The organism is Pseudomonas sp. PvP001 (assembly GCF_040546375.1).
Lineage (GTDB): Bacteria > Pseudomonadota > Gammaproteobacteria > Pseudomonadales > Pseudomonadaceae > Aquipseudomonas > Aquipseudomonas coleopterorum.
Window position 1 is genome coordinate 1140180 of record NZ_JBEPNQ010000001.1, and the last position, 26000, is coordinate 1166179.

The window sequence follows — 26000 nt, forward strand, 5'->3', positions numbered from 1 at the left end:
ATTCCGAGGCTGTTTTCAACGCAACATCACCGAGTATCAAGGCTTTTCACACAGAGCCTAGGATTGGAGGACTATGGCTTGACCATACCCATCCAGAAACTCGGCCGGCATGCGTTTGGGCTTGCCGCTGGACAGTTCGATGCAGACGAAGGTGGTACGTGCCCTGAGCACAACCGCGCCGTCACGGGGACGCCGCAGTTGGAAGTGGCGCGTCATCTTCAGACGTCGGTCCCAGTCGAGGATCCAAGTGCCCAATTCCAGCCCATCGCCTTCGTGGGCGCTGGCCAGGTAGTCGATTTCATGGCGAACCACGGCCATGGCGCGATCGAGTTGTCGATAGGTCGCAAGATCCAGACCCAGGTGCTGAGAATGCTGCCAGGCACAACGTTCGAGCCAAGTGACGTAGACGGCGTTGTTGGCGTGTCCGAGGCCATCGATGTCGTCGGGCTGGACTGTCAGGGCTATGACGAAGGGGGCGGGCCGATCCCAGTTCATGGGCGCTCCTGGAGAATTAGGAACAGGCAGATATGGCGAGAGCAGAAAAACAAAAGGCTCATTCAATAATCGAATGAGCCTTATAAGTCCCGCAGAGCGGGTAATCGTGGCGTCCCCTAGGGGACTCGAACCCCTGTTACCGCCGTGAAAGGGCGGTGTCCTAGGCCACTAGACGAAGGGGACGCAAAACCTTCAGTCGAGCCCGCTATTGCGAACTCTGGCAAATTGGTGGAGCTAAACGGGATCGAACCGTTGACCTCTTGCATGCCATGCAAGCGCTCTCCCAGCTGAGCTATAGCCCCGAATTTATCGCCCTGCGGCGGAATATCGACTTCACTCTATATTTCTATACAACTGGCGTCCCCTAGGGGACTCGAACCCCTGTTACCGCCGTGAAAGGGCGGTGTCCTAGGCCACTAGACGAAGGGGACATACCTTCTACCAAGATCAGTCTGGAACTGATCGGCTCGTTGTCAAATTGCGACATCAAGCCTGGAATTTGGTGGAGCTAAACGGGATCGAACCGTTGACCTCTTGCATGCCATGCAAGCGCTCTCCCAGCTGAGCTATAGCCCCAAACAGTGTGTTGCTGTGTGGACGGGGCGCATATTAAGACGGCCTCGCCAGGGTGTCAAACTTATTTTCAGAATTATTTCGAAGTTTTTTATCGCGATTACAGGGACTTACCGGTTTTGCTGGGTTTGGGCGAAGAGCGACGCGGCTTGCGCCGCTGCTACGGGGATCGTGGTGCATCGGCGCGCTGGGGTGTGCCTGGCAGAACGCGGCGCGTTCGGACGCGGCTTGCGCCGCTGCTACAGGGATCGTGGTGCATCGGCGCGCTGGGGTGTGCCTGGCAGAACGCGGCGCGTTCGGACGCGGCTTGCGCCGCTGCTACAGGGATCGTGGTGCATCGGCGCGCTGGGGTGTGCCTGGCAGAACGCGGCGCGTTCGGACGCGGCTTGCGCCGCTGCTACAGGGATGGTGGTGCACCGGATGCACCCGGGCCCGCGATCTTCTGTAGCAGCGGCGCGAGCCGCGTCGGGGGTCAGGCGATCGCGGCCAGGAGCTTTTCCCATTCCTTGTTTTCTTTCTTGGAAACACCGCCGAGCAGATCAAGGGCCTGGCGCAGGCGGAAGCGGGTCAGATCGGGGCCGAGGATTTCCATGGCGTCCAGGACCGACACCGAACTGGCTTGCCCGGTGATCGCGGCAAACATCAGAGGCATGGCGTCACGCAGCTTCAGGCCGAGCGACTCGACCACCGCCTGGATGGTTGCAGTGATGCGCTCCTTGTCCCACTGGCGCAGGCTTTCCAGCTTCCAGAGGATCAACTGCATCAACTGCCGCACCTGGTCGGCGGAAAGCTTCTTGCTCTCGAACAGGCGGGCATCCAGCTGAAGGCCGCCGGCGAAGAAGAAACCGCCCAGCGGAACGATCTGACTGAAGGTCTCTACCCTGCCCTGCACGTGCGGCGCGATCTTCATCATGTAGTCGGGATTGAACGCCCACTGCTGCACACGTGCGGCAAACTCCTGTACCGGCAGCTCGCGCAGCCACTGGCCGTTGAGCCACGAGAGCTTCTCGATGTCGAAGATCGGGCCACCCAGGGAAACGCGGGAGAGATCGAAGTGCTCGACCATTTCGGCGAGGGAGAATTTCTCGCGTTCGTCAGGCATCGACCAGCCCATGCGGCCCAGGTAGTTAAGCATGGCTTCGGGCATGAAGCCCATGCGCTCGTAGAAGGTCACCGAGGTCGGGTTCTTGCGCTTGGACAGCTTGCTCTTGTCCGGATTGCGCAGCAGCGGCATGTAGCACAGCGCCGGTTGCTCCCAGCCGAAGTATTCGTAGAGCTTCATCAGCTTGGGCGCCGACGGCAGCCATTCTTCGCCGCGCAGCACGTGGGTGATGCCCATCAGGTGGTCGTCGACCACATTGGCCAGGAAGTAGGTAGGCAGGCCGTCGGTCTTCATCAGGACCTGCATGTCCATGCGGTCCCATGGGATTTCTACATCGCCACGCAGCATGTCGGGAACCACGCAGACGCCTTCGGTGGGGACCTTCATGCGGATGACGTGGGGTTCGCCGGCGGCCAGGCGGCGCTGGACTTCCTCGGCCGACAGCAACAGCGCGCGGCCGTCGTAACGAGGGGTTTCGCCACGGGCGGTCTGTTCGGCGCGCATCTGGTCGAGTTCTTCGGCGGTGCAGAAGCACGGGAATGCGTGGCCCATGTCGACCAGTTGCTGGGCGTATTGCTTGTAGATATCGCCCCGCTCGCTCTGCCGGTACGGACCATGTGGGCCGCCTACGTCGGGGCCCTCGCTCCACTCGATGCCGAGCCAGCGCAGGGCGTCGAAGATCTGCTGCTCGGATTCGCGAGTCGAGCGCAACTGGTCGGTGTCTTCGATGCGCAGGATGAATTCGCCGCCATGCTGTTTGGCAAAGCAATAGTTGAACAGGGCGATGTAGGCCGTGCCGACATGGGGGTCGCCGGTGGGCGATGGGGCGATACGCGTACGAACGGTCATTGAGGGTCTCGAGCAGGTTGAATCGAAACGCCGATGTTAGCAGGGCTTGGGGGGCAGGCTCCAGAATCGTGTGGCAGGGGGTGTGGGCGTTCGGCTGTGGGACGGTGGCGTGGCCTTCGCGGGCAGAGCCCGCTCCCACAGGTCGTACGTTTGCGGGTCGGCTCTGGTGTGGCCTTCGCGGGCAGAGGGCTAGCCGCCCCGCCCCCACAGGTCGTGCGTTTGCGGGTTGGCTCTGGTGTGGCCTTTCGCGGCCGCTGACCGCTCCTACAGATGTGCATTTGCAGATCTCTCGTAGGAGCGGTCAGCGGCCGCGAATGGGAACGGCTCGTGATCAGACCTTGAGCAAGCGCTCGCGCAGTTTGCCGATTTCGTCGCGCATCTGCGCGGCGGCTTCGAATTCCAGGTCGCGGGCCAATTGATACATCTTTTCTTCCAGTTGCTTGATGCGCTTGGTGATTTCGCTCGGCGAGCGCAGTTCGTTTTCGTAGCGCGCATTTTCCTCGGCGGCCTTGGCCATGCCCTTGCGCTTCTTGCTGCGCGAGCCAGGCACGGTGGCGCCTTCCATGATATCGGCGACGTCCTTGACCACGCCCTTGGGCACGATGCCGTTGGCTTCGTTGAAAGCGATCTGCTTCTCGCGACGACGCTCGGTCTCACCGATGGCGCGCTCCATCGAGCCGGTCATGCGATCGGCATAGAGGATGGCCCGGCCATTGAGGTTTCGCGCGGCACGGCCGATGGTCTGGATCAGCGAGCGATCCGAACGCAGGAACCCTTCCTTGTCGGCATCCAGGATCGCCACCAGCGAAACCTCGGGCATGTCCAGGCCTTCGCGGAGCAGGTTGATCCCCACGATCACATCGAATGCGCCCAGACGCAGGTCGCGGATGATCTCCACTCGCTCCACGGTATCGATGTCCGAGTGCAGGTAGCGCACGCGCACGTCATGGTCGGCCAGGTAATCGGTAAGGTCCTCGGCCATGCGCTTGGTGAGTACGGTGACCAGAATGCGGTCGTCGTTGGCCACCCGCTTGCGAATCTCCGACAGCAAATCGTCGACCTGGGTCAATGCGGGCCGCACCTCGACCTGGGGATCGACCAGACCGGTCGGCCGTACCACCTGCTCGATGATTCTCCCGGCATGCTCGGCCTCGTAGTTGCCAGGGGTGGCCGAGACGAAAATGGTCTGGGGGCTCACCCCTTCCCATTCGTCGAAACGCATGGGTCGGTTGTCCAGCGCCGAGGGCAGGCGGAAACCGTATTCGACCAGGGTTTCCTTGCGTGAGCGGTCGCCCTTGTACATGGCGCCCACCTGCGGAACGCTGACGTGGGACTCGTCGATCACCAGCAAGGCGTCAGGGGGCAGGTAGTCATAGAGGGTGGGCGGCGCTGCGCCGGCGGGACGTCCGGACAGGTAGCGGGAATAGTTTTCGATGCCGTTGCAGTAGCCCAGCTCCAGGATCATTTCCAGATCGAAGCGCGTGCGCTGTTCAAGCCGCTGGGCTTCGACCAGTTTGTTCTTGTCGCGGAAGTAGTCCAGGCGGTCCTTGAGTTCTTCCTTGATGCCTTCCACGGCGCCCAGCAGGGTTTCCCGTGGGGTGACGTAGTGGCTCTTGGGGTAGAAGGTGAACCGTGGCAACTTGCGCGTGACCTCGCCGGTCAGCGGATCGAACGCGGCGATGTTCTCGACTTCATCATCGAACAGCTCGATACGGATGGCTTCCAGATCGGATTCGGCGGGGAACACGTCGATCACGTCACCACGCACGCGGAAGGTGGCACGGGCGAAGTCGATCTCGTTGCGGGTGTATTGCAGGTCGGCGAGCCGGCGCAGCAGCGCGCGCTGGTCGAGCTTGTCGCCGCGGTCGACGTGCAGAACCATTTTCAGATAGGTTTCGGGACTGCCCAGACCGTAGATGCATGACACCGTGGTGACGATGATGGCGTCCTTGCGTTCGAGCAACGCCTTGGTCGCGGACAGGCGCATCTGCTCGATGTGGTCGTTGATCGAGGAATCCTTCTCGATGAAGGTGTCCGACGATGGCACGTAGGCCTCGGGCTGGTAGTAGTCGTAATAGGAAACGAAATATTCGACCGCGTTGTTCGGAAAGAACGCCTTGAACTCACCGTACAGCTGAGCGGCCAAGGTCTTGTTCGGCGCCAGCACCAGCGTCGGGCGCTGAACCTGCGCAATCACGTTGGCGATGCTGAACGTCTTGCCCGACCCGGTTACCCCCAGCAAGGTCTGGTGCGCCAGGCCCGCTTCGATACCTTCCACCATCAGACGGATGGCTTCCGGCTGATCGCCGGCCGGCTCGAAACGGGTAACCAGTTGAAACTCGGACATGCCACACCTCATGAGTCGCTACAGCCGGACTTTTCCGACTGTATTTATAGACAGTACTCAACCCTAATTGGCACCTGTTGCGGCAAGTTTCAAGGGCATGGCCCAAGACCTTCGGCAAGCACGGGACCAATGGTCGAAAAATAATCGGCAAAAATCGGTAAAACCAGGTGCAACCTGTCGCCCCATGGGCCAAGCGTCTTTATACTGACTCCCCACTCGTGCACCGCTTCGTGCCGCATGGATGAAGCGTGCATCCTCTTCACTCCCGATCAGAGCTACGGTAAAAATGAGCCTGTTTTCCGCTGTCGAATTGGCACCCCGCGATCCTATCCTGGGCCTCAACGAAGCATTCAACGCCGACACCCGCACCGACAAGGTGAATCTGGGCGTTGGCGTGTACTGCAACGAAGAGGGGCGAATTCCCCTGCTGCGCGCGGTGATCGAAGCCGAAACCCAGCGCGTTGCACAGCACGCCGCACGTGGCTACCTGCCCATCGACGGTATCGCCGCCTACGACAAGGCTGTACAGACCCTGATCTTCGGAGCCCAGTCCCCGCTGCTGGCGGCAGGTCGCGTGGTGACCACGCAGGCCGTCGGTGGTACCGGCGCCCTGAAGATCGGCGCCGACTTCCTCAAGCAGCTGTCGCCTGACGCCGTGGTCGCGATCAGTGACCCCAGCTGGGAAAACCATCGCGCCCTGTTCGAAACCGCCGGTTTCAACGTGCAGAACTATCGCTACTATGATGCGACCAGCAACGACGTGAACCGTTCAGGCATGCTCGAAGACCTCGACGCCCTGCCCGCCGGTTCCATCGTCGTGCTGCATGCCTGCTGCCACAACCCGACCGGCGTCGACCTCGGTGCATCCGACTGGGTCAACGTGCTGGACGTGGTCAAGCGCAAGGGTCATGTGCCGTTCCTCGACATGGCCTACCAGGGTTTCGGCGACGGTATCCATGAAGACGCCGCGGCCGTGCGCCTGTTCGCCGAGTCGGGTTTGAGCTTCTTCGTTTCCAGCTCGTTCTCCAAATCGTTCTCGCTGTATGGCGAGCGTGTCGGCGCATTGTCGATCGTCACCCAGTCGAGCGACGAGACCTCTCGCGTGCTGTCGCAGATCAAACGCGTCATTCGCACCAACTACTCCAACCCGCCGACCCATGGCGCAATGATCGTGGCCAACGTATTGAACAGCCCGGAGCTGCGCGCCATGTGGGAGGACGAGCTGGGCGAGATGCGCCAGCGCATTCGCGGCATGCGTCTGCAGATGGTCGAGGGACTGGCGGCCCAGGGTGCGAACCGCGATTTCGGTTTCGTCGCCCGTCAGGCCGGCATGTTTTCCTATTCGGGGCTGAGCGCCGAGCAGGTCGCTCGCCTGCGCAACGAGTTCGGCATCTACGCACTGGACACCGGGCGTATCTGCGTGGCCGCGCTGAACCAGCGCAACATCGATGGCGTGATCAAGGCCATCGTCCAGGTGCTGTAGCCTTTTTGCCTGGGGGAGGCTTGACTTCCCCTTAGCAATCAGTAACATACGCAGCAGATTCCGCGATAGCTCAGTTGGTAGAGCAAATGACTGTTAATCATTGGGTCCCTGGTTCGAGTCCAGGTCGTGGAGCCAAATACTGAAAGAAAGCCCCTCATTGCAGGGGCTTTTTTTTGCCTGCACGGTGGCCCTTGTGCAGCGCTTCCCGACGCCTTCGCCTTCGAACTTTCCCCTGCCCTGCCCGCTCATAACAACACACCCATCACCTGGCCACCTGCCATGGACCTAGTCGTCGCGCGTCCCGAAGGCCTGTATTGCACCGCCGGGGATTTCTATATCGACCCGTGGCGGCCCGTCGAGCGTTCGGTGATCACCCATGGTCACGGCGACCATGCACGGACCGGCAATGAACACTATCTGGCGGCAGCGCCGGGTGAAGGCATCCTGCGCACCCGTCTTGGCCAGGACATCAATCTGCAGTTGCTCGAGTACGGGGAAGTCCTGCAGCACAACGGCGTGACGCTGAGCTTTCATCCGGCCGGACACGTGCTGGGCTCGGCCCAGGTCCGCCTGGAATACAAGGGTGAGGTGTGGGTCGCTTCCGGTGACTATAAAGTCGAGCCGGACGGTACGTGCGCGCCCTTCGAGCCGGTGCAATGTCACACCTTCATTACCGAATCGACGTTCGGCCTACCGATCTATCGCTGGCAGCCGCAGGCGGAGATTTTCGAGGAAGTGAACCAGTGGTGGCGTGCCAACGCCGAGCAGGGCAAAGCCAGCGTTCTGTTCGCCTACGCGTTCGGCAAGGCTCAGCGCTTGCTGCACGGCATCGATGCCAGCATCGGGCCGATCCTGGCCCATGGTTCGGTGGAGCCGTTGAATCGGGTGTACCGCGATGCCGGCGTCTACATCCCGGAAACCCAGTATGCAGGTGACTTCAAGAAAACCGACCCGGCGTTGCGCAATGCCCTGATCATCGCGCCGCCTTCAGCCGGCGGCAGTACCTGGATGCGCCGTTTCGGCGACTACAGCGATGCTTTCGCCAGTGGCTGGATGCGTCTGCGCGGTACCCGTCGGCGCCGCGGTGTGGACCGTGGCTTCGTGCTGTCCGACCACGCCGACTGGCCCGGGCTGCTGTGGGCCATCGAGCAGACCGGTGCCGAGCGGGTGATGGTGACCCACGGCTCGGTGGAAGTGCTGGTGCGCTACCTGCGCGACATCGGTCTGGACGCCCAGGGCTTCACCACTGAATACGGTGACGAAGAGGAACCTCAGGAGGCCACGTCTTGAAAGCGTTCGCACAGTTGTATGCCAATCTCGACGAAACCACTTCGACCAATGCCAAGCGTCAGTTTCTGGAAGACTACTTCCGTCAGGCGCAGCCGGCTGATGCCGCCTGGGCGGTGTATTTCCTCTCCGGCGGCCGTCCCCGGCAACTGGTGCCGACCAAGGTCTTGCGCGAGTTGGCCATCAAACTGGCGAACGTGCCCGAATGGTTGTTCGAAGAAAGTTATCAGGCGGTAGGCGATCTGGCCGAGACGTTTTCGCTGCTGCTGCCCGAGGCCGAACAGACCAGCGACGAAGGCCTGGCCTGGTGGCTGGAGAACGCCCTGCTGCCCCTGCGCGGGCTGCCACCTGAAGAATTGCACGAGCGCTTGCCGCCGCTGTGGGCTCAGCTGGACCGCGCCAGCCTGATGCTGTGCCTGAAGCTGATCACCGGCAGTTTCCGCGTGGGCGTTTCGAAACTGCTGGTGACCCGAGCGCTGGCGCAGATGGCCGGTCTGGACAGCAAACGCGTGGCCCAGCGCCTGGTGGGCTACACCGACCTTTCGCACCGTCCGGTTGCCGACAGCTACCTCAAGCTGATCGCCGAGGAATCCTCGGACGAGCATGCCCAGCGTGGCGGCCAGCCGTACCCGTTCTTTCTCGCTCATTCGCTGCAACAACCGGTCGATCAGTTCGACACCCTGCTGGGCCCTAGCAGTGATTGGCAGGTGGAGTGGAAATGGGACGGGATCCGCGCGCAGCTGGTCAAGCGGGACGGACGCCTGTGGATCTGGTCGCGAGGCGAGGAGCTGGTGTCGGATCGCTTTCCCGAGCTGCACTCCCTGACCGCAAGCCTGCCTGACGGCACCGTGATCGACGGCGAGATCGTGGTCTGGAAGACTCCGCCACCGGCGGATGTGGCGCCCGAGGATTTCAGCCTGGACGATGCATCGAGCACCTCGGCAGATGCACCGGCGGTGCAGCCGTTCGCTCTGCTGCAACAGCGCATCGGTCGCAAGACCTTGAGCAAGAAGATTCTCGAAGAGATTCCCGTGGTGGTGCTCGCCTATGACCTGCTCGAATGGCACGGGGAAGACTGGCGCAGCCGTCCGCAACACGAACGTCGCACACAGATGGAACAGGTCATCGCGCAGGCCGCCGATCCGGTACTGCGTCCTTCGCCGGTACTGACCGGCGAAGACTGGCTGGATCTGGGCCGACAGCGCGAGGCCTCGCGGACACTGGGGGTCGAGGGCATGATGCTCAAGGCGCGCGATTCACTCTACGGCGTGGGCCGGACCAAGGACATGGGCACCTGGTGGAAATGGAAGGTGGACCCCTTTAGCGTCGACGCGGTTTTGATCTATGCCCAGGCCGGCCATGGGCGCCGGGCGAGCCTGTACAGCGACTACACGTTTGCCGTGTGGGACGGTCCGCCGGAAGCGTCCGAGCGCACGTTGGTGCCATTCGCCAAGGCCTATTCCGGATTGACCGACGAAGAGATGCGCAAGGTCGACGCGATCGTGCGCAAGACCACCGTGGAGAAATTCGGCCCGGTGCGTAGCGTGACGCCGACGCTGGTGTTCGAATTGGGGTTCGAGGGCATCGCCCTGTCCAAGCGTCACAAGAGCGGCATCGCTGTACGCTTTCCACGCATGTTGCGCTGGCGCCATGACAAACCGGTGGCCGAAGCCGACAGTCTGGCGACCCTGCAGGACCTCCTGGCCTGATGCACTGAATGCACCGCCAAGGTGCATTTTTTTGCCATGGATTATTTCAGGGCATTGCTGTACCAATGGCACGCGCCTCTGGCGACCCGCAGCCTGCGAGCCCGTGGAAAAGTTTCAGCGACGCGACACAACCTTACTCAAGCGGGTCTGCACTGGGACTATGGTGCGGAAATTGCTATCAAAATGATGTCTGGCACTCGCCGGTAACGCACATCGCCCTCACCCAACGCATTCAACTGGTTTTAAGGACTGCACGATGAAAAAAGCATTGCTGACCCTTTCTGCTCTGGCCCTGGCGTTCTCGGCCGGCAGCGCGATGGCCAAGGAATACAAGGAGTTGCGTTTCGGGGTCGATCCATCCTACGCACCGTTCGAATCCAAGGCAGCCGATGGCAGCCTGGTGGGCTTCGACATCGATCTGGGCAATGCCATCTGCAAGGAGCTGAAGGTCACCTGCAAATGGGTCGAAAGTGATTTCGACGGCATGATTCCAGGCCTCAAGGCGAAGAAGTTCGACGGCGTGATTTCCTCGATGACCGTGACCCCTGCCCGTGAGAAAGTCATCGACTTCTCCAACGAGCTATTTTCCGGCCCGACCTCGCTGGTGTTCAAGAAAGGTGCAGGCCTGAGCACCGACCTGGCTTCGCTCAAGGGCAAGACCGTAGGTTACGAACAAGGCACCATCCAGGAGGCCTACGCCAAGGCCGTGCTGGACAAGGCAGGTATCAAGACCCAGGCCTACCAGAACCAGGACCAAGTCTACGCCGACTTGATCTCGGGTCGTCTGGACGCTTCGATCCAAGACATGCTGCAGGCCGAACTGGGCTTCCTGAAATCGCCGCAGGGTGCGGGCTATGAAGTCAGCGAGCCGATCGACAGCGAGCTGTTGCCGTCCAAGACCGCCGTGGGTATCGCCAAAGGTAACAAGGAACTCAAGGCGTTGATCGATAAAGGTATCAAAGCGTTACACGATGATGGCACCTACACCGAAATCCAGAAGAAGCACTTCGGTGAGCTGAACCTGTACAGCGGCAAGTAAGTCCCGCTGTGACAGCGCCCATTCCCGCTCGGGGATGGGCGTTTTTTTGACCGGCACAGGCCAGATTCATGTTCGACGACCTTTTGCAGTACCTCGGGTTGTCCGCGTTCAGTTTGAAGGGCTTTGGCCCGCTGCTGCTCGAAGGCACCTGGATGACCATCAAGCTGTCCCTGCTGTCGCTGCTGGTCAGCGTGGTGCTGGGCCTGATCGGCGCCAGCGCCAAGCTGTCCGGTACGGCAGTGCTGCGCGTACCTGCCCAGCTCTACACCACCCTGATCCGCGGCGTGCCCGACCTGGTGCTGATGCTGCTGATTTTCTACAGCCTGCAGACCTGGTTGACCGGCCTGACCGAAGCCCTTGAATGGGACTACATCGAGATCGATCCTTTCGCCGCCGGGGTCATTACCCTGGGCTTCATCTATGGCGCCTATTTCACCGAAACCTTCCGTGGCGCCATGCTCGCCGTGCCGCGCGGCCAGCTCGAAGCGGCCACGGCCTACGGCCTCAAGCGCTCGCAGCGTTTCCGCTACGTGGTCTTCCCGCAAATGATGCGTTACGCCCTGCCCGGCATCGGCAACAACTGGATGGTCATGCTCAAGGCCACGGCGCTGGTCTCGATCATCGGCCTGGCCGATCTGGTCAAGGCCGCCCAGGATGCGGGCAAGAGCACCTATCAACTGTTCTATTTCCTGGTGCTGGCCGCGCTCATCTATCTGCTGATCACCAGCGCGTCCAACATCGCCCTGCGCTGGCTTGAACGACGCTACAGCGCGGGCACCCGGGAGGCGCTGCGATGATCGAACTTCTTCAAGAATACTGGCGGCCGTTCCTTTATTCCGATGGCCAGAACATCACCGGCCTGGCCATGACCCTGTGGCTGCTCAGTGCGGCGCTGGTAATCGGCTTCGTGGTTTCGGTGCCGCTGTCGATCGCCCGCGTCTCGAGCCGGCGCTGGGTGCGCTGGCCGGTGCAGTTCTACACCTACCTGTTCCGCGGAACGCCGCTCTATATCCAGCTGCTGATCTGCTACACCGGCATCTACAGCCTGGAAGCCGTGCGAGGGCAGCCCCTGCTCAACGACTTCTTCCGCGACGCGATGAACTGCACGATCCTGGCCTTCGCCCTGAACACCTGCGCCTACACCACGGAGATCTTCGCCGGGGCGATCCGCAGCATGAACCACGGCGAGGTCGAGGCGGCCAAGGCCTATGGCCTGAGCGGCTGGAAGCTGTATGCCTACGTGATCATGCCGTCGGCCCTGCGCCGTTCGCTGCCCTACTACAGCAACGAAGTGATCCTCATGCTGCACTCGACCACGGTGGCGTTCACTGCCACCATCCCGGACATCCTCAAGGTCGCACGGGATGCCAACTCGGCGACCTTCCTGACCTTCCAATCCTTCGGCATCGCCGCGCTGATCTACCTGACCATCACCTTCGCCCTGGTCGGACTGTTTCGCCTGGCCGAACGCCGCTGGCTGGCCTTTCTCGGCCCGACGCACTAGGACCTGAACATGCAACACGACATTCATGAATTGCTGGCTCGCCTGCCCGGCACCGCGCGCCAGATCCACAGCTTCAGCTACGGCCCGACGGGTGCCGGCAAGGTCTATATCCAGGCCTCGCTGCACGCCGACGAGTTGCCGGGGATGCTGGTTGCCTGGCACCTGCGCCAGCGTCTGGCCGAACTGGAGGACGCAGGACTGCTGCGCCAGCAGGTGGTCATCGTACCGATCGCCAACCCCGCCGGGCTCGATCAGATCGTCATGGACACGCCACTGGGCCGCTACGAGCTGGAAACCGGCGAGAACTTCAATCGTCGTTTCGTCGACCTGGCCGATCAGGTCGGCTGCGCCGTCGAGCCGCTGCTGGGTGATGATGAGGCGCGCAATACGGCGTTGATCCGCACGCACCTGAGCCAGGCGCTGAACCAATTGCAGCCGGCCACGGCCCTGCAATCGCAGCGCCTGACCCTGCAGCGCCTGGCATGCGATGCCGACATGGTGCTGGACCTGCACTGCGATTTCGAGGCCGTGCAGCATTTGTACACCACACCCGAAGCCTGGCCGCTGGTAGAACCACTGGCACGCTACCTGGGCGCTCAGGCCAGCCTGCTGGCCACCGACTCGGGCGGGCAGTCGTTCGACGAGTGCTTCAGTCTGTTCTGGTGGCAACTTCAGCAGCGCTTTGCCGAGCGTTTCCCGATCGCCATGGGCAGCTTTTCTGTGACCGTCGAGTTGCGCGGCCAGGGTGACGTCAACCACCCCATGGCCAGCGGCGACTGTCAGGCCATTCTCGACTACCTGGCCAGCACCGGGGCCATCGACCGCACGCCAGCACCGCTGCCAGCACTGCTCGCCGCCGCCACGCCGCTGGCCGGCGTGGAACCAGTGACCGCGCCGGTGGGTGGACTGTTGGTGTTCACCGCGGTGCCCGGCCAGTATCTGGAAGCCGGGCAGTTGATCGCCGAGATCATCGATCCGCTGAGCAACACGGTCACCCCTGTGCGTAACCGGCAGCCGGGGCTGATGTACGCCCGCTCGCTGCGTCGCATGGCCACCGCGGGCATGCTGGTCGCCCATGTCGCCGGCACCCAGGCCTGCCGCAGCGGCTATCTACTTCAACCTTGAGGACCTGTTGCGCATGTACAAACTGACCATCGATGGCCTGCACAAGAGTTATGGCGACAACAAGGTGCTCAAGGGTGTTTCGCTCAAGGCCAGCACGGGTGACGTGATCAGCCTGATCGGCGCCAGTGGCTCGGGCAAGAGCACCTTCCTGCGCTGCATCAACTTCCTCGAACAGCCTGACGACGGTGCCATGAGCCTGGATGGCAAGGCCATTCGCATGACCACCGACAGTGGCGGCATGCGCGTCGCCGATGCCGAAGAACTGCAGCGCTTGCGCACGCGTCTGGCCATGGTGTTCCAGCACTTCAACCTGTGGAGCCACATGACCGTGCTCGACAACATCACCATGGCCCCGCGCCGGGTGTTGGGCGTCGACAAGGACGAAGCGCGGGAACGGGCGTTGCGCTACCTGGACAAGGTCGGCCTGCCGGAGCGCGTGGCCAGCCAGTATCCGGCCTTCCTGTCCGGTGGCCAGCAGCAGCGCGTCGCCATTGCCCGCGCCCTGGCCATGGAGCCGGAGGTCATGCTGTTCGACGAGCCGACCTCGGCACTGGACCCGGAACTGGTGGGCGAAGTGTTGAAGGTGATCAAGGGCCTCGCCGAGGAAGGACGCACCATGATCATGGTCACCCATGAAATGAGCTTCGCCCGTGAAGTGTCCAGCCAGGTGCTGTTTCTGCATCAGGGCCTGGTCGAGGAAGAAGGCTCGCCTGCACAGGTACTGGGCAGCCCGAAAAGCGAACGCCTGCGGCAGTTTCTCAGCGGCAATCTCAAATAACCCTCAGGTACCACACCCCTGTGGGAGCGGGTTCTACCCGCGAATGCCTACCCAGCGAACGGCTCCCTTATAACCGATCGATCTAAAACTCTCGCTACCTGCCTCGGTCAGTTTCATACCTGGCCGAACTTCCATCGGCCGTTCCCCAACGGAAAAACCGGTAAGGACTTATGTGCGGATTAGCTGGTGAGTTGCGCTTCGATTTTCAACCTGCGGACCTTGCGGCCGTGGAACGCATCACCCACGACCTGGCCCCACGCGGCCCGGACGCTTGGGGCTTTCAGGCCCAAGGGCCGATTGCCCTGGGCCATCGTCGGCTGAAGATCATGGACCTGTCGGATGGCTCCGCGCAGCCGATGACCGATGCCCACCTCGGGCTGAGCCTGGCCTTCAACGGCGCCATCTACAACTTCCCCGAACTGCGCGCCGAACTGGAAGCGCTGGGCTATGGCTTTCACTCCGGTGGCGACACCGAAGTATTGCTCAAGGGCTACCACGCCTGGGGTGAAAAGCTGCTGCCCAAGCTCAATGGCATGTTCGCCTTTGCCATTTGGGAGCGTGATACGCAGCGCCTGTTCATCGCGCGCGACCGCCTGGGCGTGAAGCCGTTGTACCTGTCGCGCACCGACAAGCGCCTGCGTTTCGCCTCGGCCCTGCCAGCGTTGCTCAAGGGTGGCGACATCAGCCCGATACTCGACCCAGTGGCGCTGAACCACTATCTGAATTTTCACGCCGTCGTGCCTGCGCCGCGGACGTTGATCGCAGGTATTGAAAAGCTGCCGCCAGCGACTTGGATGCGCATCGACGCCAACGGCAAGACCGAACAGCAGATCTGGTGGACCTTGCCTTATGGCCCTCATGCCGATGAAGCCAATCTGACTCTGGAAGATTGGCGCGACCGCGTGCTGGAGAGTACCCGTGAAGCGGTTGCCATTCGCCAGCGGGCCGCCGTGGACGTCGGCGTGCTGCTTTCGGGCGGTGTCGATTCGAGCATGCTGGTGGGCCTGTTGCGTGAAGTGGGCGTGAAGGATCTGTCGACCTTCTCCATCGGTTTCCAGGACGCCGGTGGCGAGCGCGGCGACGAGTTCCAGTATTCGGACCTGATCGCCAAGCACTACGGTACTCAGCACCACCAACTGCGCATCGAAGAACGCGAAATCATTGAGCAACTGCCCGCCGCGTTCCGCGCGATGAGCGAACCGATGGTGAGCCACGACTGCATCGCCTTCTACCTGTTGTCACGCGAAGTCGCCAAGCATTGCAAGGTGGTGCAGAGCGGCCAAGGCGCCGACGAGCTGTTTGCCGGCTACCATTGGTACCCGCAAGTGGACGGCGCCAGCGATCCGTACCAGGCCTACCGCGATGCGTTCTTCGACCGCAGCTACGATGACTACGCCGCAACCGTCGCGCCCAAGTGGCTGACCGCCAACGATGCAGCCGGCGATTTCGTGCGCGAACATTTCGCCATGCCCGGTGCCGATGCGGCGGTGGACAAGGCATTGCGCCTGGACAGCACGGTGATGCTGGTCGACGACCCGGTCAAGCGGGTCGACAACATGACCATGGCCTGGGGCCTGGAAGCGCGTACGCCGTTTCTGGACTACCGCCTGGTCGAGCTCTCGGCGAGGATTCCCGGCAAGTTCAAGCTGCCTGACGGCGGCAAGCAAGTGCTCAAGGAAGCGGCGCGGCTGGTGATTCCGAGCGAGGTCATTGACCGCAAGAAAGGTTATTTCCCGGTGCCCGGCCTGAAACATCTGGAAGGCGATACGCTGAACTGGGTCAGGGACCTGTTGCTGGACCCTAGCCAGGACCGCGGCTTGTTCAATCCGAACATGCTCGACCGCCTGCTGACCGACCCGCAAGGTCAGCTGACCCCGCTGCGCGGCTCCAAGCTGTGGCAGCTGGCGGCGTTGAATCTGTGGCTCAGCGAACAAGGACTCTGATCGATGAAAGCTCACGCCACGGCCTTCAATCAGCGTCTGATGCGCGGCCAGTCGCCGTCGTACGAGCGGCTGCAGGCGCGCTTCGCCGAAGACGGCAACAGTGACGAACTGCAACAGCGCCCGCTGCACTGCGGCTGGGGACGGCTGCTCGTCGGCCATACGTATCCGGACCCCGAAGCACTGGCTGCCGAACTGCTCAACGAGCAGCAGGGCGAGCGCGACATTGCTCTGTACGTGGCCGCGCCCCAGCAGGTGTTGGCCCAAGCGCCGCAGCAGCTGTTTCTCGATCCGTCCGACACGCTGCGTCTGTGGTTCAGTGATTATCGGCCGGCACAGCGCGTCTTCCGTGGGTTCCGTATTCGCCGGGCGCAAACCGAAGGCGATTGGCAGGCCATCAACCAGCTGTACCTCAAGCGCAAGATGTTGCCTATCGATCAAAGCCTGCTGACACCCCGCCACCAGGGCGGTCCGGTGTACTGGCTGGCCGAAGACGAAGACACCGGCCATGTGATCGGCAGCGTCATGGGGCTCAACCATGCCAAGGCCTTCCGCGATCCGGAAAAAGGCAGCAGCCTGTGGTGCCTGGCGGTCGATCCCCGCTGCACGCGTCCGGGCGTGGGCGAAGTGCTGGTTCGGCATCTGGTCGAGCACTTCATGAGCCGTGGTCTGGCCTACCTGGACCTGTCGGTCATGCATGACAACCGTCTGGCCAAGAATCTCTACGCCAAGCTGGGCTTTCGCAACCTGCCCACCTTCGCCATCAAGCGCAAGAACGGCATCAACCAGAAGTTGTTCCTCGGCCCCGGCCCGCAGGCCGATCTCAACCCCTATGCGCGGATCATCGTCGACGAAGCGTTCCGTCGTGGCATCGACGTGCAGGTGGACGACGCCGAAGCCGGCCTGTTTACCTTGATCCATGGGGGTCGGCGGATCCGCTGCCGCGAGTCGCTGTGCGACCTGACCAGCGCGGTGAGCATGACCCTGTGCCAGGACAAGAGCCTGACCCACAAGGTGCTGCGAGCCGCTGACCTGAGCCTGCCGTCGCAGCAGCTCGCGGGCAGCGCCGACGACAACCAGGATTTTCTCGACGAACATGGTCGCGTGGTGGTCAAGCCGCTGGACGGTGAACAGGGCAACGGTGTGGCCGTTGACCTGAGTACGCTGGAGGAGGTGCAGGAGGCCATCGAGCACGCGCGCCAGTTCGACAGCCGAGTGCTGCTCGAAAGCTTCCATGAGGGCGTCGACCTGCGCATCGTGGTCATCGGCTACGAAGTGGTCGCAGCGGCCATCCGCCGTCCCGCACAGATCATCGGTGACGGGCACACCAACATCGGCACCCTGATCGAGGTGCAGAGTCGCCGTCGCCAGGCCGCCACCGGGGGCGAAAGCCGCATCCCGATTGACCAGGAAACCCTGCGTACCGTACAGGCCGCCGGTTTCGACATGGACAGCATCCTGCCCAGCGGCCAGCAACTGACGGTACGCAAGGCCGCCAACCTGCACACCGGTGGGCACCTTGAAGACGTGACGCAGATCCTTCATCCAGTGCTGGTCGACGCAGCGGTGCGCGCAGCCCGCGCACTGGACATCCCGGTGGTGGGTCTGGACCTGCTGGTGCCGGCTGCCGACCAGCCGGAGTACGTGTTCATCGAAGCCAACGAGCGGGTGGGACTGGCCAACCACGAACCGCAACCCACGGCAGAGCGCTTCGTCGACCTGCTGTTTCCCCATAGCCGCCCGATGTAGCGGCCGTACGTGGCGCCTGCCGGGTCAACCGTGCAGGCACCTCGCCCCTGTTTTATCGGGCCCGTGACACCCTCGCTGTCACCTCTATCCACCTCAGGAGTTTCCATGACTTCCAAAATTCCCGAACCGGATATCCAGTATCTGCAGAAAGTGCTGTTGGAAATGCTCGCCATTCCCAGCCCTACCGGGTTCACCGATACCATCGTGCGCTATGTGGCCGAGCGTCTCGAAGAACTGGGCATTCCGTTCGAAATGACCCGCCGCGGCACCATTCGCGCCACGCTCAAGGGCAAGCAGAATTCGCCGGACCGCGCCGTGTCCGCGCATCTGGACACCATCGGCGCCAGCGTGCGCGCCGTGCAGGACAACGGGCGCCTGTCGCTGGCTCCGGTGGGCTGCTGGTCGAGCCGTTTCGCCGAGGGCAGCCGGGTCAGTGTATTCACCGACAACGGTGTGATCCGTGGCAGCGTGCTGCCACTGATGGCCTCCGGGCATGCCTTCAATACCGCCATTGACCAGATGCCGGTGAGCTGGGATCACGTCGAACTGCGCCTGGATGCCTATTGCGCGACCCGCGCCGATTGCGAATCGCTGGGCGTGAATATCGGTGACTACGTCGCGTTCGATCCATTGCCCGAGTTCACCGACAGTGGCCACATCAGCGCTCGCCATCTGGATGACAAGGCCGGTGTGGCAGCGCTGCTGGCATCGCTCAAGGCGATCGTCGAAAGCGGCTGCGAGCCCCTGATCGACTGTCACCCGCTGTTCACCATCACCGAGGAAACCGGCTCCGGTGCGGCAGCTGCGTTGCCTTGGGACGTCAGCGAGTTCGTCGGCATCGACATCGCGCCGGTCGCCCCGGGTCAGCAGTCGAGCGAGCATGCCGTCAGTGTGGCGATGATGGACTCCGGTGGTCCCTACGACTATCACCTGTCGCGGCACCTGTTGCGCCTGGCCGATGACAACGAATTGCCGGTACGGCGCGATCTGTTTCGCTACTACTTCAGCGATGCCCATTCCGCCGTTACCGCTGGCCATGACATCCGCACGGCACTGTTGGCGTTTGGCTGCGATGCCACCCACGGCTATGAACGCACCCACATCGACAGCCTGAGTGCGCTCAGCCGGATTCTCACGGCCTACATGCTCAGCCCGCCGGTATTCGCCAGCGATGCCAAGCCCAACACCGGCTCGCTCGAGCGCTTCAGCCATCAACTGGAGCACGATGCGCAGATGGAGTCGGACACTCGCGTGCCCGCGGTAGAAGACGTACTGGGGCAGAAAACCAGTAGCTGAGAAGCCTGATGCGCTGCTCAGTGACCGCGCCACCCTGCCCTTGCCATCAGGCTTCGGACAACGGGCGGCGCGGCACTGTTACACTGAGCGCCTATCCTGCGAGCACCGAACATGCTGATTCCCTACGACCATCTCGAAGCTGACACCCTGACCCGCCTGATCGAAGACTTCGTGACCCGGGACGGGACCGACAACGGCGACGAAACGCCGCTGCAGACCCGCGTCGAACGCGTGCGTCATGCGCTGGGCAAGAAACAGGCGTTCATCGTATTCGACCCGGAAAGCCAGCAGTGCACGCTCATGCTCAAGCACGACATAGCGCCCGAGCTGTTCGACTGAGACCTACACCACAGGCACCTGCTTGGCGTGTTTGCCGTGTTTCTCCTGGATTCGTCGATAGACCTCGGCACGGTGCACCTCCACGTCCTTGGGTGCCTGAATGCCGAAGCGTACGGTGTTGCCGCGCACGTCCAGTACCTTGATCCACACGTCATCGCCGATGGAGATGAGTTCGCCCACATGTCGCGTCAATACCAGCATGGCTTTGTTCCCTCAAATGAATGCCTATTGAGGGTGGACTGTGTTTTCGCGCACCACAAGACAAGCAGAGGAATACAGTTTAAGCCTACGAAAGTTAGTAAATTCCCTGTCAGATATTTCGTACTTATTCGTATTGGTCAGGGCTGAGGCATCAGTAAGTTGTACCAATCCATACACTTCCAATCATCTTGTATGGATATTTACATACTTTCAAACCCTCGACAGGTCTAGGCCTGTTGCAATCTTGGTCCCCACAGGATAAGGCTCGCGCCCAGCACGCAGAGCGATGCGCCCATCCAGTCGAACATCTGCGGGCGCACCTTTTCGACCACTGCCAACCATCCCAGCGACGCGACGATGTAGAGGCCGCCGTAGGCCGCATAGGCACGTCCGGCATAGGCTGCTTCGACCCGGGTGAGCACCAGTGCGAAACAGGTCAGGCTCAACAGCCCGGCCACTGCCCACCACGCGCTTCTATCCAGCCGTAGCCAGAGGTAAAAGGCGTAGCAGCCGGCGATCTCGAAAAGCGCGGCCAGTAGAAACCAGCAATAGTTGAGCATCTGGGGCATCCAGCTAAATATCAGAGCGCCAGCATACGACAGCGGTCATTCATCGCAGAAACATTTTTTAATCTTTGGGACTTTTTATGACGCGCCACAGTCCGACCTATTAAGCAGTCGAGCGCTGCCTGGCTTTACTGACGAATCATCTCACTGTCCACATAAGGAAATCGCCATGGGCACCATACTGATCATCGTTCTGATTCTGTTGTTGATTGGCGGATTGCCAGTATTCCCGCACTCCAGAAGTTGGGGCTACGGTCCGTCGGGTATCATCGGTACCGTACTGATCATCCTGCTGATTCTGGTATTGCTCGGCAAGATATAGCGTTGCCGGTGCGCGGGCCTTCAGGGGCAGCGCGCCAGGAATGGAAAAATCCGATGCCCTTGCGGGCATCGGATTTTTTTTGCGTGGCAATGGGTGCGGGTATCAGTGCGAGACTGCGCCGCTGGAACCCAGACCGGTCTGCGAGCGTACGAACTGCGGGTAGAACAGTGCGCGCTCTTCGTCGGCGGCTGCCGACTTGTCGGTGATCGAGAAGAACCAGATACCCACGAAGGCGATCGCCATCGAGAACAACGCTGGGTACTCGTAGGGGTAGATCGGCTTGTCGTGGTGCAGGATCTGCACCCAGATGGTCGGGCCGAGGATCATCAGCGTCACCGCGCTGATCAGGCCCATCCAGCCGCCGATCATGGCGCCACGGGTGGTCAGCTTCTTCCAGTACATGGAGAGCAGCAGCACCGGGAAGTTGCAGCTGGCCGCGATCGAGAACGCCAGGCCCACCATGAAGGCGATGTTCTGGCTTTCGAACGCGATACCAAGGCCGATCGCCAGGACACCGAGGCAGACGGTGGTGATCTTGGAAACGCGGATCTCGTCCTTGTCGTTGGTCTTGCCCTTCTTGATGACGCTGGCGTACAGGTCGTGGGACACCGCCGAAGCACCGGCCAGGGTCAGGCCGGCAACGACCGCCAGAATGGTGGCGAACGCTACAGCCGAGATGAAGCCCAGGAAGATGCTGCCACCCACGGCATCGGCCAGGTGCACCGCGGCCATGTTGTTACCGCCGAGCAAGGCGCCAGCGGCATCCTTGAACGCCGGATTGGTGCTGACCAGCAGGATCGCGCCGAAACCGATGATGAAGGTGAGGATGTAGAAGTAGCCGATGAAACCGGTCGCGTACAGCACCGACTTGCGGGCTTCCTTGGCATCGGACACGGTGAAGAAGCGCATGAGGATGTGCGGCAGGCCGGCAGTACCGAACATCAACGCCAGGCCCAGCGAGAACGCCGAGATCGGATCTTTCACCAGCCCGCCCGGGCTCATGATGGCCTCACCCTTGGCGTGTACCCTGACCGCTTCGGAGAACAGCATGTTGAAGTCGAAGTTGACGTGCTTCATCACCATCAGGGCCATGAAGGACGCGCCGGACAACAGCAGTACCGCCTTGATGATCTGCACCCAGGTGGTCGCCAGCATGCCGCCGAACAGTACGTACAGGCACATCAGGATGCCCACCAGCACCACTGCCACGGCATAGTCGAGGCCGAACAGCAGCTGGATCAGCTTGCCGGCACCGACCATCTGCGCGATCAGGTAGAACGCTACTACCACCAGCGAACCACAGGCCGACAAGGTGCGGATTTCCTTCTGTTTCAAACGATAGGACGCAACGTCGGCGAAGGTGTACTTGCCCAGGTTGCGCAAGCGCTCGGCGATCAGGAACAGGATGATCGGCCAGCCCACCAGGAAGCCGATGGAGTAGATCAGGCCATCGTAGCCGGAGGTGAACACCAGCGCGGAAATGCCCAGGAAGGATGCCGCCGACATGTAGTCGCCAGCGATCGCCAGGCCGTTCTGGAAACCGGTGATCTTGCCGCCTGCCGCGTAGTAGTCCGCCGCCGACTTGTTGCGCTTGGACGCCCAGTAGGTGATGCACACGCGTGGCACCCACGAACAGCACGAACATGACGATCGCCGAGACGTTGAGGGGCTGCTTCTGCACCGCGCCGGTCAGCGCCTCGGCAGCCATCACGCTTGGGGCCAGGGCGAGTGCGCCCATTGTTGCCAATAGACGCCGCATCATTGCTTGGCCTCCTGCAGGATCAGACGATTGAGGTCGTCGAACTCGCCGTTGGCGCGCTTGACGTAGATGGCGGTCAACACGAAGGCGGAAAGGATGAGCCCGACACCGATGGGGATGCCCCAGGTGATCGACGATCCCGGACTGAGCTTGGCGCCCAGAATGTGGGGGCCATAGGCGATCAACAGGATGAAGGCCGAATACAGTCCGAGCATGATCGCCGAAAGTATCCAGGCAAACTTCTCCCTCTTTCTCACCAGCTCCTTGAAACGCGGGCTGTTTTGAATCGAGAGGTAAATGCTGTCGTTCATTGTTTTTGTCCTCGCAGCATAGATGGATAGAACGTATTCCACTTTAGGCTGCTCTGGGGCGCACTCCAGACGACCTTAGTAGTAGATCGGGGCTCGCAGACGCAAAAAGGTCGCCCTGAGGCGACCTTTCATGGTTCAACGTAGGAGCGGTCAGTGACCGCGAAGGCCGCACCGCGGTTGACCCTATATAACACAGTGCCTGATTCGCGGCCGATGATCGCTCCTACAGGGAGGGGTTACTTGGCGGTCCACTCGGCCACACGGTCCGGGTGCTTGGCGACCCAGTCCTTGGCGGCGGCGTCAGGCTTGGCGCCGTCCTGGATGGCCAGCATCACTTCGCCGATCTCGTCCTTGGACGACCACTGGAATTTCTTCAGGAAAGCTGCGACCTCTGGCGCCTTCTTGTCCAGACCCTTGCTGCCGATGCTGTTGACGGTTTCCGCCGCGCCGTAAACGCCCTTCGGATCTTCCAGGAAGCGCAGTTTCCACTTGGCGAACATCCAGTGCGGAACCCAGCCGGTCACGGCAATGGACTGCTGGGCGTTTTCCGGCGCGAGTCAGTTCCGCAATCATGCCTGCACCCGAGCTGGCCTGCAGCTTGTAGCCGGACAGACCGTAATCCTTGATCGCCTGTTCGGTCTTGAGCATCACGCCCGCGCCGGCGTCGATACCGACGATGCGGTTCTTGAAGGTGTCGTCGGTCTTGAGGTCTTCGATGCTCTTGGCCTTGACGTATTCGGGCACGATCAGGCCGATCTTGGCATCCTTGAAGTTGGGGCCGTAGTCGACCACCTTGTCCTGGTTCTTGCTCCAGTATTCGCCGTGGGTTACCGGTAGCCAGGCCGACAGCATCGCATCGAGTTTGCCGGTGGCCACGCCCTGCCACATGATGCCGGTGGCAACCGCCTGCAGCTTCACGTCGTAACCCAGCTTCTGCTTGATGACTTCGGCGGCGACATGGGTGGTGGCGACGCTGTCCGACCAACCATCGACGTAGCCGATGGTGACTTCCTTGGCGGCAGCACTGGCCCAGCTGCAGCCCATGGCCAGAACCAGAGCAGCACTGGCTCCGAGAACTTTCTTCATGCTCATTCTGCTTCCCCGATAAGGCTGCGCGCGACGAATGCCGCACGGCAAATGTTGGCGTACTGATCATCGACTTCACGCGTCGATGATCATGCTCCACCTACGACCTTGAACCGTCGAGAAACGACATGGCCGGGCCTTGCGGTCCGGCCGGGGGAACTCAGCTGCGCATGCCACGGCCGCTGACCAGCAGCTTCACGCAGGCGAAGTACAGCACCACCGTGGCCACCAGCATGAACGCCACCGCCACGCCGATGCTGATATCCGAAACGCCGAGGATGCCGTAACGGAAAGCATTGACCATGTGCAGCACCGGGTTGGCCAGCGACACCGTCTGCCAGAACGGCGGCAGCAGGCTGATGGAATAGAACACCCCGCCCAGGTAGGTCAACGGCGTGAGCACGAAGGTCGGCACGATGGAGATGTCATCGAAGTTGCGCGCGAACACCGCGTTGATGAAGCCGAGCATCGAGAAAATCGTGGCCGTCAGCAGCACCACCAGCACGGTGATACCCAAGTGATGCACCTGCAGATCAGTGAAGAACAGCGACAGCACGGTAACGATGATCCCCACCATCAGGCCGCGCAGCACACCGCCCGCCACATAGCCCACCAGAATGGTGTGCGGCGACAGCGGTGACACCATCAGCTCCTCGATGGAACGCTGGAACTTGGCGCCGAAGAAACTCGAAACCACGTTGCCGTAGGAGTTGGTGATCACCGACATCATGATCAGCCCCGGCACGATGTACTCCATGTAGCTGAAGCCACCCATGCCGCCGATCTGCTTGCCGATCAAATTGCCGAAGATGACGAAGTACAGCACCATCGTGATGGCCGGGGGCAGCAGCGTCTGCGGCCAGATCCGCGTGAAGCGGCGCACTTCGCGGTAGATGATGGTCTGCAGGGCGACCATGTTGGCCTGAAATTCGGAACTCATACCGCAACCTTCCTCAGATTTTCTCTCCACCAGGGACACGAACAGCTCCTCCAGGCGATTGGTCTTGTTGCGCAGGCTCAGCACCGGAATGTTCAGCAATGCCAACTGGCCGAACAGCGAGGTGATGCCGATCTCCTTGTCGACCTGCACTTCCAGGGTCTGCGGATTGACCAGCGTGCAGGGGTAGCCTTGCAACTGCGGCGCAGCCTTGAGCGGTTGCCCCAGATCGAGCAGGAAGGTCTCCACGTGCAGGGTGCCGAGCAGATCGCGCATGCTGGTATTCTGGACGATGGTGCCGTGGTCGATGATGCCGATGTTGCGGCACAGCTGTTCGGCTTCTTCCAGGTAATGGGTGGTGAGGATGATGGTGATGCCTTTCTCGTTGAGCTCGGTGAGAAAGCTCCACATCGAGCGGCGCAGTTCGATGTCCACGCCCGCGGTGGGCTCGTCGAGAATCAGCAGGCGCGGCTCATGGATCAGCGCCCGCGCGATCATCAGGCGCCGCTTCATGCCCCCGGACAACGATCGCGACGGCGTATCGCGCTTGTCCCATAGCCCCAGTTGGGTCAGGTACTGCTCGGCGCGCTCCTTGGCGACCTTGGCTGGAATGCCGTAGTAGCCCGCCTGGGTCACGACGATGTCGAAGGTCTTCTCGAACTGGTTGAAGTTGAACTCCTGAGGCACCACGCCGATGCTGCGCTTGAGCGCGGCCGGCTGGCGGTCCAGGTCGTTGCCGAAGATGTTGACCGTACCGCTGGTCTTGTTGACCAGGGTGGAAAGGATGCCGATGGTGGTCGATTTACCTGCGCCGTTGGGGCCCAGCAGTGCGAAGAAGTCGCCTTCCGCTACGTCGAGATCGATGCCACTGAGGGCCTGAAACCCGTTGCCGTAGGTTTTGGTCAACTGTCGAATGGACAGAGCAGAACTCATAAGGGGTCTATACGCCGTGTTGAGAATGGTGATGAAGTGAGGGCGACTGCGATGATTTGCAACCAGATGTGTGTGAACGGACGCCATGATGGGCGCCGTCTCCGCTGTCGTAAAGTGACCGTTGTCGATAGTGGACATCAGTCTCACGCGTGTCGCGTCTGCCCATTGAGGTAGGGCCACAACCGCTGGCGAACGTTCCGGGCAACTGCCCACCGCCATGCGCTGTGCGAACTCCCCTACCCCGCAACGGTCACTATCCAGGCAAGACCT

Annotated in this window: 20 protein-coding genes, 5 tRNA genes and 3 pseudogenes; 14 read left to right on the forward strand and 14 right to left on the reverse strand. The window is 61.6% G+C overall.

From position 1 onward, the window contains the following. Positions 1-57 precede the first annotated feature (57 nt). The 7 genes from ABMD26_RS05190 to uvrB all read right to left on the reverse strand — a co-directional run bounded on the left by ABMD26_RS05190 (position 58) and on the right by uvrB (position 5366). Positions 58-495 carry an acyl-CoA thioesterase gene (locus ABMD26_RS05190; protein ID WP_354308468.1) on the reverse strand — a complete coding sequence of 146 codons (438 nt, stop codon included), beginning with the start codon at positions 493-495 and terminating at the stop codon, positions 58-60. Between the two features lie 107 nt (positions 496-602). Further along, positions 603-678, reverse strand: a tRNA-Glu gene (locus ABMD26_RS05195). Between the two features lie 43 nt (positions 679-721). Further along, positions 722-797: transfer RNA gene (locus ABMD26_RS05200), tRNA-Ala, on the reverse strand. Positions 798-850: 53 nt separating this feature from the next. Continuing rightward, positions 851-926: transfer RNA gene (locus ABMD26_RS05205), tRNA-Glu, on the reverse strand. 69 nt (positions 927-995) lie between these two features. After that, a tRNA-Ala gene (locus ABMD26_RS05210) sits at positions 996-1071 on the reverse strand. Between the two features lie 469 nt (positions 1072-1540). Then, positions 1541-3019, reverse strand: a complete 1479-nt coding sequence (gene gltX / locus ABMD26_RS05215; RefSeq protein ID WP_043187284.1) for a glutamate--tRNA ligase — start codon at positions 3017-3019, stop codon at positions 1541-1543. A gap of 331 nt (positions 3020-3350) precedes the next feature. Next, positions 3351-5366: an excinuclease ABC subunit UvrB gene (uvrB, locus tag ABMD26_RS05220; RefSeq protein WP_049861466.1), complete on the reverse strand. Its 2016-nt coding sequence runs from the start codon at positions 5364-5366 to the stop codon at positions 3351-3353. A gap of 286 nt (positions 5367-5652) precedes the next feature. Between uvrB and ABMD26_RS05225 the strand changes: the two genes are divergently transcribed. From ABMD26_RS05225 to ABMD26_RS05285, 13 genes are all read left to right on the forward strand, one after another. Further along, positions 5653-6849, forward strand: coding sequence for an amino acid aminotransferase (locus ABMD26_RS05225; RefSeq protein WP_192065394.1), 1197 nt, complete (start codon positions 5653-5655; stop codon positions 6847-6849). A gap of 59 nt (positions 6850-6908) precedes the next feature. Further along, positions 6909-6984 (forward strand) — tRNA-Asn (locus ABMD26_RS05230). Between the two features lie 144 nt (positions 6985-7128). Then, a complete protein-coding gene (locus tag ABMD26_RS05235) occupies positions 7129-8139 on the forward strand; it encodes a ligase-associated DNA damage response exonuclease (RefSeq protein WP_090356843.1) in 1011 nt (336 codons plus the stop codon). After that, positions 8136-9845 carry an ATP-dependent DNA ligase gene (locus ABMD26_RS05240; protein WP_122741621.1) on the forward strand — a complete coding sequence of 570 codons (1710 nt, stop codon included), beginning with the start codon at positions 8136-8138 and terminating at the stop codon, positions 9843-9845. Before ABMD26_RS05235 ends, ABMD26_RS05240 begins: the two co-directional genes overlap by 4 nt. A gap of 256 nt (positions 9846-10101) precedes the next feature. Then, positions 10102-10884 carry a transporter substrate-binding domain-containing protein gene (locus ABMD26_RS05245; RefSeq protein ID WP_049861470.1) on the forward strand — a complete coding sequence of 261 codons (783 nt, stop codon included), beginning with the start codon at positions 10102-10104 and terminating at the stop codon, positions 10882-10884. 68 nt (positions 10885-10952) lie between these two features. Continuing rightward, a complete protein-coding gene (locus ABMD26_RS05250) occupies positions 10953-11681 on the forward strand; it encodes an ABC transporter permease (protein ID WP_122741620.1) in 729 nt (242 codons plus the stop codon). Further along, positions 11678-12388, forward strand: a complete 711-nt coding sequence (locus tag ABMD26_RS05255) for an ABC transporter permease (protein WP_049861472.1) — start codon at positions 11678-11680, stop codon at positions 12386-12388. The genes ABMD26_RS05250 and ABMD26_RS05255 overlap by 4 nt, the downstream gene beginning before the upstream one ends. A gap of 9 nt (positions 12389-12397) precedes the next feature. After that, complete coding sequence (locus tag ABMD26_RS05260) at positions 12398-13513, forward strand: succinylglutamate desuccinylase/aspartoacylase family protein (protein ID WP_320522133.1); 1116 nt, start codon at positions 12398-12400, stop codon at positions 13511-13513. A 13-nt stretch (positions 13514-13526) separates the two neighbouring features. Then, positions 13527-14291: an ABC transporter ATP-binding protein gene (locus ABMD26_RS05265; protein WP_049861474.1), complete on the forward strand. Its 765-nt coding sequence runs from the start codon at positions 13527-13529 to the stop codon at positions 14289-14291. Between the two features lie 170 nt (positions 14292-14461). After that, positions 14462-16234, forward strand: coding sequence for an N-acetylglutaminylglutamine amidotransferase (locus ABMD26_RS05270; RefSeq protein WP_192065381.1), 1773 nt, complete (start codon positions 14462-14464; stop codon positions 16232-16234). 3 nt (positions 16235-16237) lie between these two features. Continuing rightward, positions 16238-17980, forward strand: coding sequence for an N-acetylglutaminylglutamine synthetase (gene ngg, locus ABMD26_RS05275; protein WP_354308474.1), 1743 nt, complete (start codon positions 16238-16240; stop codon positions 17978-17980). A gap of 105 nt (positions 17981-18085) precedes the next feature. After that, positions 18086-19276, forward strand: coding sequence for an osmoprotectant NAGGN system M42 family peptidase (locus ABMD26_RS05280; protein WP_354308476.1), 1191 nt, complete (start codon positions 18086-18088; stop codon positions 19274-19276). Between the two features lie 111 nt (positions 19277-19387). Next, positions 19388-19615, forward strand: a complete 228-nt coding sequence (locus tag ABMD26_RS05285) for a YheU family protein (protein ID WP_043187253.1) — start codon at positions 19388-19390, stop codon at positions 19613-19615. Positions 19616-19618: 3 nt separating this feature from the next. On the opposite strand, the gene csrA is transcribed toward ABMD26_RS05285, so the two are convergent. Both csrA and ABMD26_RS05295 read right to left on the reverse strand, forming a co-directional pair. After that, entirely contained in the window at positions 19619-19816 is a 198-nt protein-coding gene (gene csrA, locus ABMD26_RS05290) for a carbon storage regulator CsrA (RefSeq protein ID WP_049861478.1), read from the reverse strand. A 227-nt stretch (positions 19817-20043) separates the two neighbouring features. Continuing rightward, entirely contained in the window at positions 20044-20376 is a 333-nt protein-coding gene (locus ABMD26_RS05295) for a YnfA family protein (protein WP_354308479.1), read from the reverse strand. Between the two features lie 169 nt (positions 20377-20545). Between ABMD26_RS05295 and ABMD26_RS05300 the strand changes: the two genes are divergently transcribed. Beyond that, positions 20546-20704 (forward strand): DUF3309 family protein, encoded by a 159-nt coding sequence (locus tag ABMD26_RS05300; RefSeq protein ID WP_090356827.1) that lies wholly within the window; start codon positions 20546-20548, stop codon positions 20702-20704. Positions 20705-20806: 102 nt separating this feature from the next. Here the strand turns inward: ABMD26_RS05300 and ABMD26_RS05305 are convergent. The 5 genes and pseudogenes from ABMD26_RS05305 to ABMD26_RS05325 all read right to left on the reverse strand — a co-directional run bounded on the left by ABMD26_RS05305 (position 20807) and on the right by ABMD26_RS05325 (position 25730). Further along, positions 20807-22466 (reverse strand): annotated as a pseudogene (locus tag ABMD26_RS05305) (cation acetate symporter). Continuing rightward, the gene (locus ABMD26_RS05310) at positions 22463-22774 is read right to left on the reverse strand and encodes a DUF485 domain-containing protein (RefSeq protein ID WP_049861480.1); all 312 of its coding nucleotides are present in this window, start codon (positions 22772-22774) and stop codon (positions 22463-22465) included. The pseudogene ABMD26_RS05305 and the gene ABMD26_RS05310 overlap by 4 nt, the downstream one beginning before the upstream one ends. Before the next feature lie 236 nt (positions 22775-23010). Then, a pseudogene (locus ABMD26_RS05315) lies at positions 23011-23866 on the reverse strand (glycine betaine ABC transporter substrate-binding protein). A 154-nt stretch (positions 23867-24020) separates the two neighbouring features. Next, complete coding sequence (locus tag ABMD26_RS05320; protein WP_049861482.1) at positions 24021-24800, reverse strand: ABC transporter permease; 780 nt, start codon at positions 24798-24800, stop codon at positions 24021-24023. Beyond that, positions 24797-25730, reverse strand: a pseudogene (locus ABMD26_RS05325) (ABC transporter ATP-binding protein). Before ABMD26_RS05325 ends, ABMD26_RS05320 begins: the two are co-directional and overlap by 4 nt. Positions 25731-26000 lie beyond the last annotated feature (270 nt).

Excerpts from the sequence above, each read along its gene's own strand:
- ABMD26_RS05190 (WP_354308468.1), bottom strand. The coding sequence starts at position 495 with ATGAACTGGGATCGGCCCGCCCCCTTCGTCATAGCCCTGACAGTCCAG.
- gltX (WP_043187284.1), bottom strand. The coding sequence starts at position 3,019 with ATGACCGTTCGTACGCGTATCGCCCCATCGCCCACCGGCGACCCCCAT.
- uvrB (WP_049861466.1), bottom strand. The coding sequence starts at position 5,366 with ATGTCCGAGTTTCAACTGGTTACCCGTTTCGAGCCGGCCGGCGATCAG.
- ABMD26_RS05225 (WP_192065394.1), top strand. The coding sequence starts at position 5,653 with ATGAGCCTGTTTTCCGCTGTCGAATTGGCACCCCGCGATCCTATCCTG.
- ABMD26_RS05235 (WP_090356843.1), top strand. The coding sequence starts at position 7,129 with ATGGACCTAGTCGTCGCGCGTCCCGAAGGCCTGTATTGCACCGCCGGG.
- ABMD26_RS05245 (WP_049861470.1), top strand. The coding sequence starts at position 10,102 with ATGAAAAAAGCATTGCTGACCCTTTCTGCTCTGGCCCTGGCGTTCTCG.
- ABMD26_RS05250 (WP_122741620.1), top strand. The coding sequence starts at position 10,953 with ATGTTCGACGACCTTTTGCAGTACCTCGGGTTGTCCGCGTTCAGTTTG.
- ABMD26_RS05255 (WP_049861472.1), top strand. The coding sequence starts at position 11,678 with ATGATCGAACTTCTTCAAGAATACTGGCGGCCGTTCCTTTATTCCGAT.
- ABMD26_RS05260 (WP_320522133.1), top strand. The coding sequence starts at position 12,398 with ATGCAACACGACATTCATGAATTGCTGGCTCGCCTGCCCGGCACCGCG.
- ABMD26_RS05265 (WP_049861474.1), top strand. The coding sequence starts at position 13,527 with ATGTACAAACTGACCATCGATGGCCTGCACAAGAGTTATGGCGACAAC.
- ABMD26_RS05270 (WP_192065381.1), top strand. The coding sequence starts at position 14,462 with ATGTGCGGATTAGCTGGTGAGTTGCGCTTCGATTTTCAACCTGCGGAC.
- ngg (WP_354308474.1), top strand. The coding sequence starts at position 16,238 with ATGAAAGCTCACGCCACGGCCTTCAATCAGCGTCTGATGCGCGGCCAG.
- ABMD26_RS05280 (WP_354308476.1), top strand. The coding sequence starts at position 18,086 with ATGACTTCCAAAATTCCCGAACCGGATATCCAGTATCTGCAGAAAGTG.
- ABMD26_RS05285 (WP_043187253.1), top strand. The coding sequence starts at position 19,388 with ATGCTGATTCCCTACGACCATCTCGAAGCTGACACCCTGACCCGCCTG.
- csrA (WP_049861478.1), bottom strand. The coding sequence starts at position 19,816 with ATGCTGGTATTGACGCGACATGTGGGCGAACTCATCTCCATCGGCGAT.
- ABMD26_RS05295 (WP_354308479.1), bottom strand. The coding sequence starts at position 20,376 with ATGCTCAACTATTGCTGGTTTCTACTGGCCGCGCTTTTCGAGATCGCC.
- ABMD26_RS05310 (WP_049861480.1), bottom strand. The coding sequence starts at position 22,774 with ATGAACGACAGCATTTACCTCTCGATTCAAAACAGCCCGCGTTTCAAG.
- ABMD26_RS05320 (WP_049861482.1), bottom strand. The coding sequence starts at position 24,800 with ATGAGTTCCGAATTTCAGGCCAACATGGTCGCCCTGCAGACCATCATC.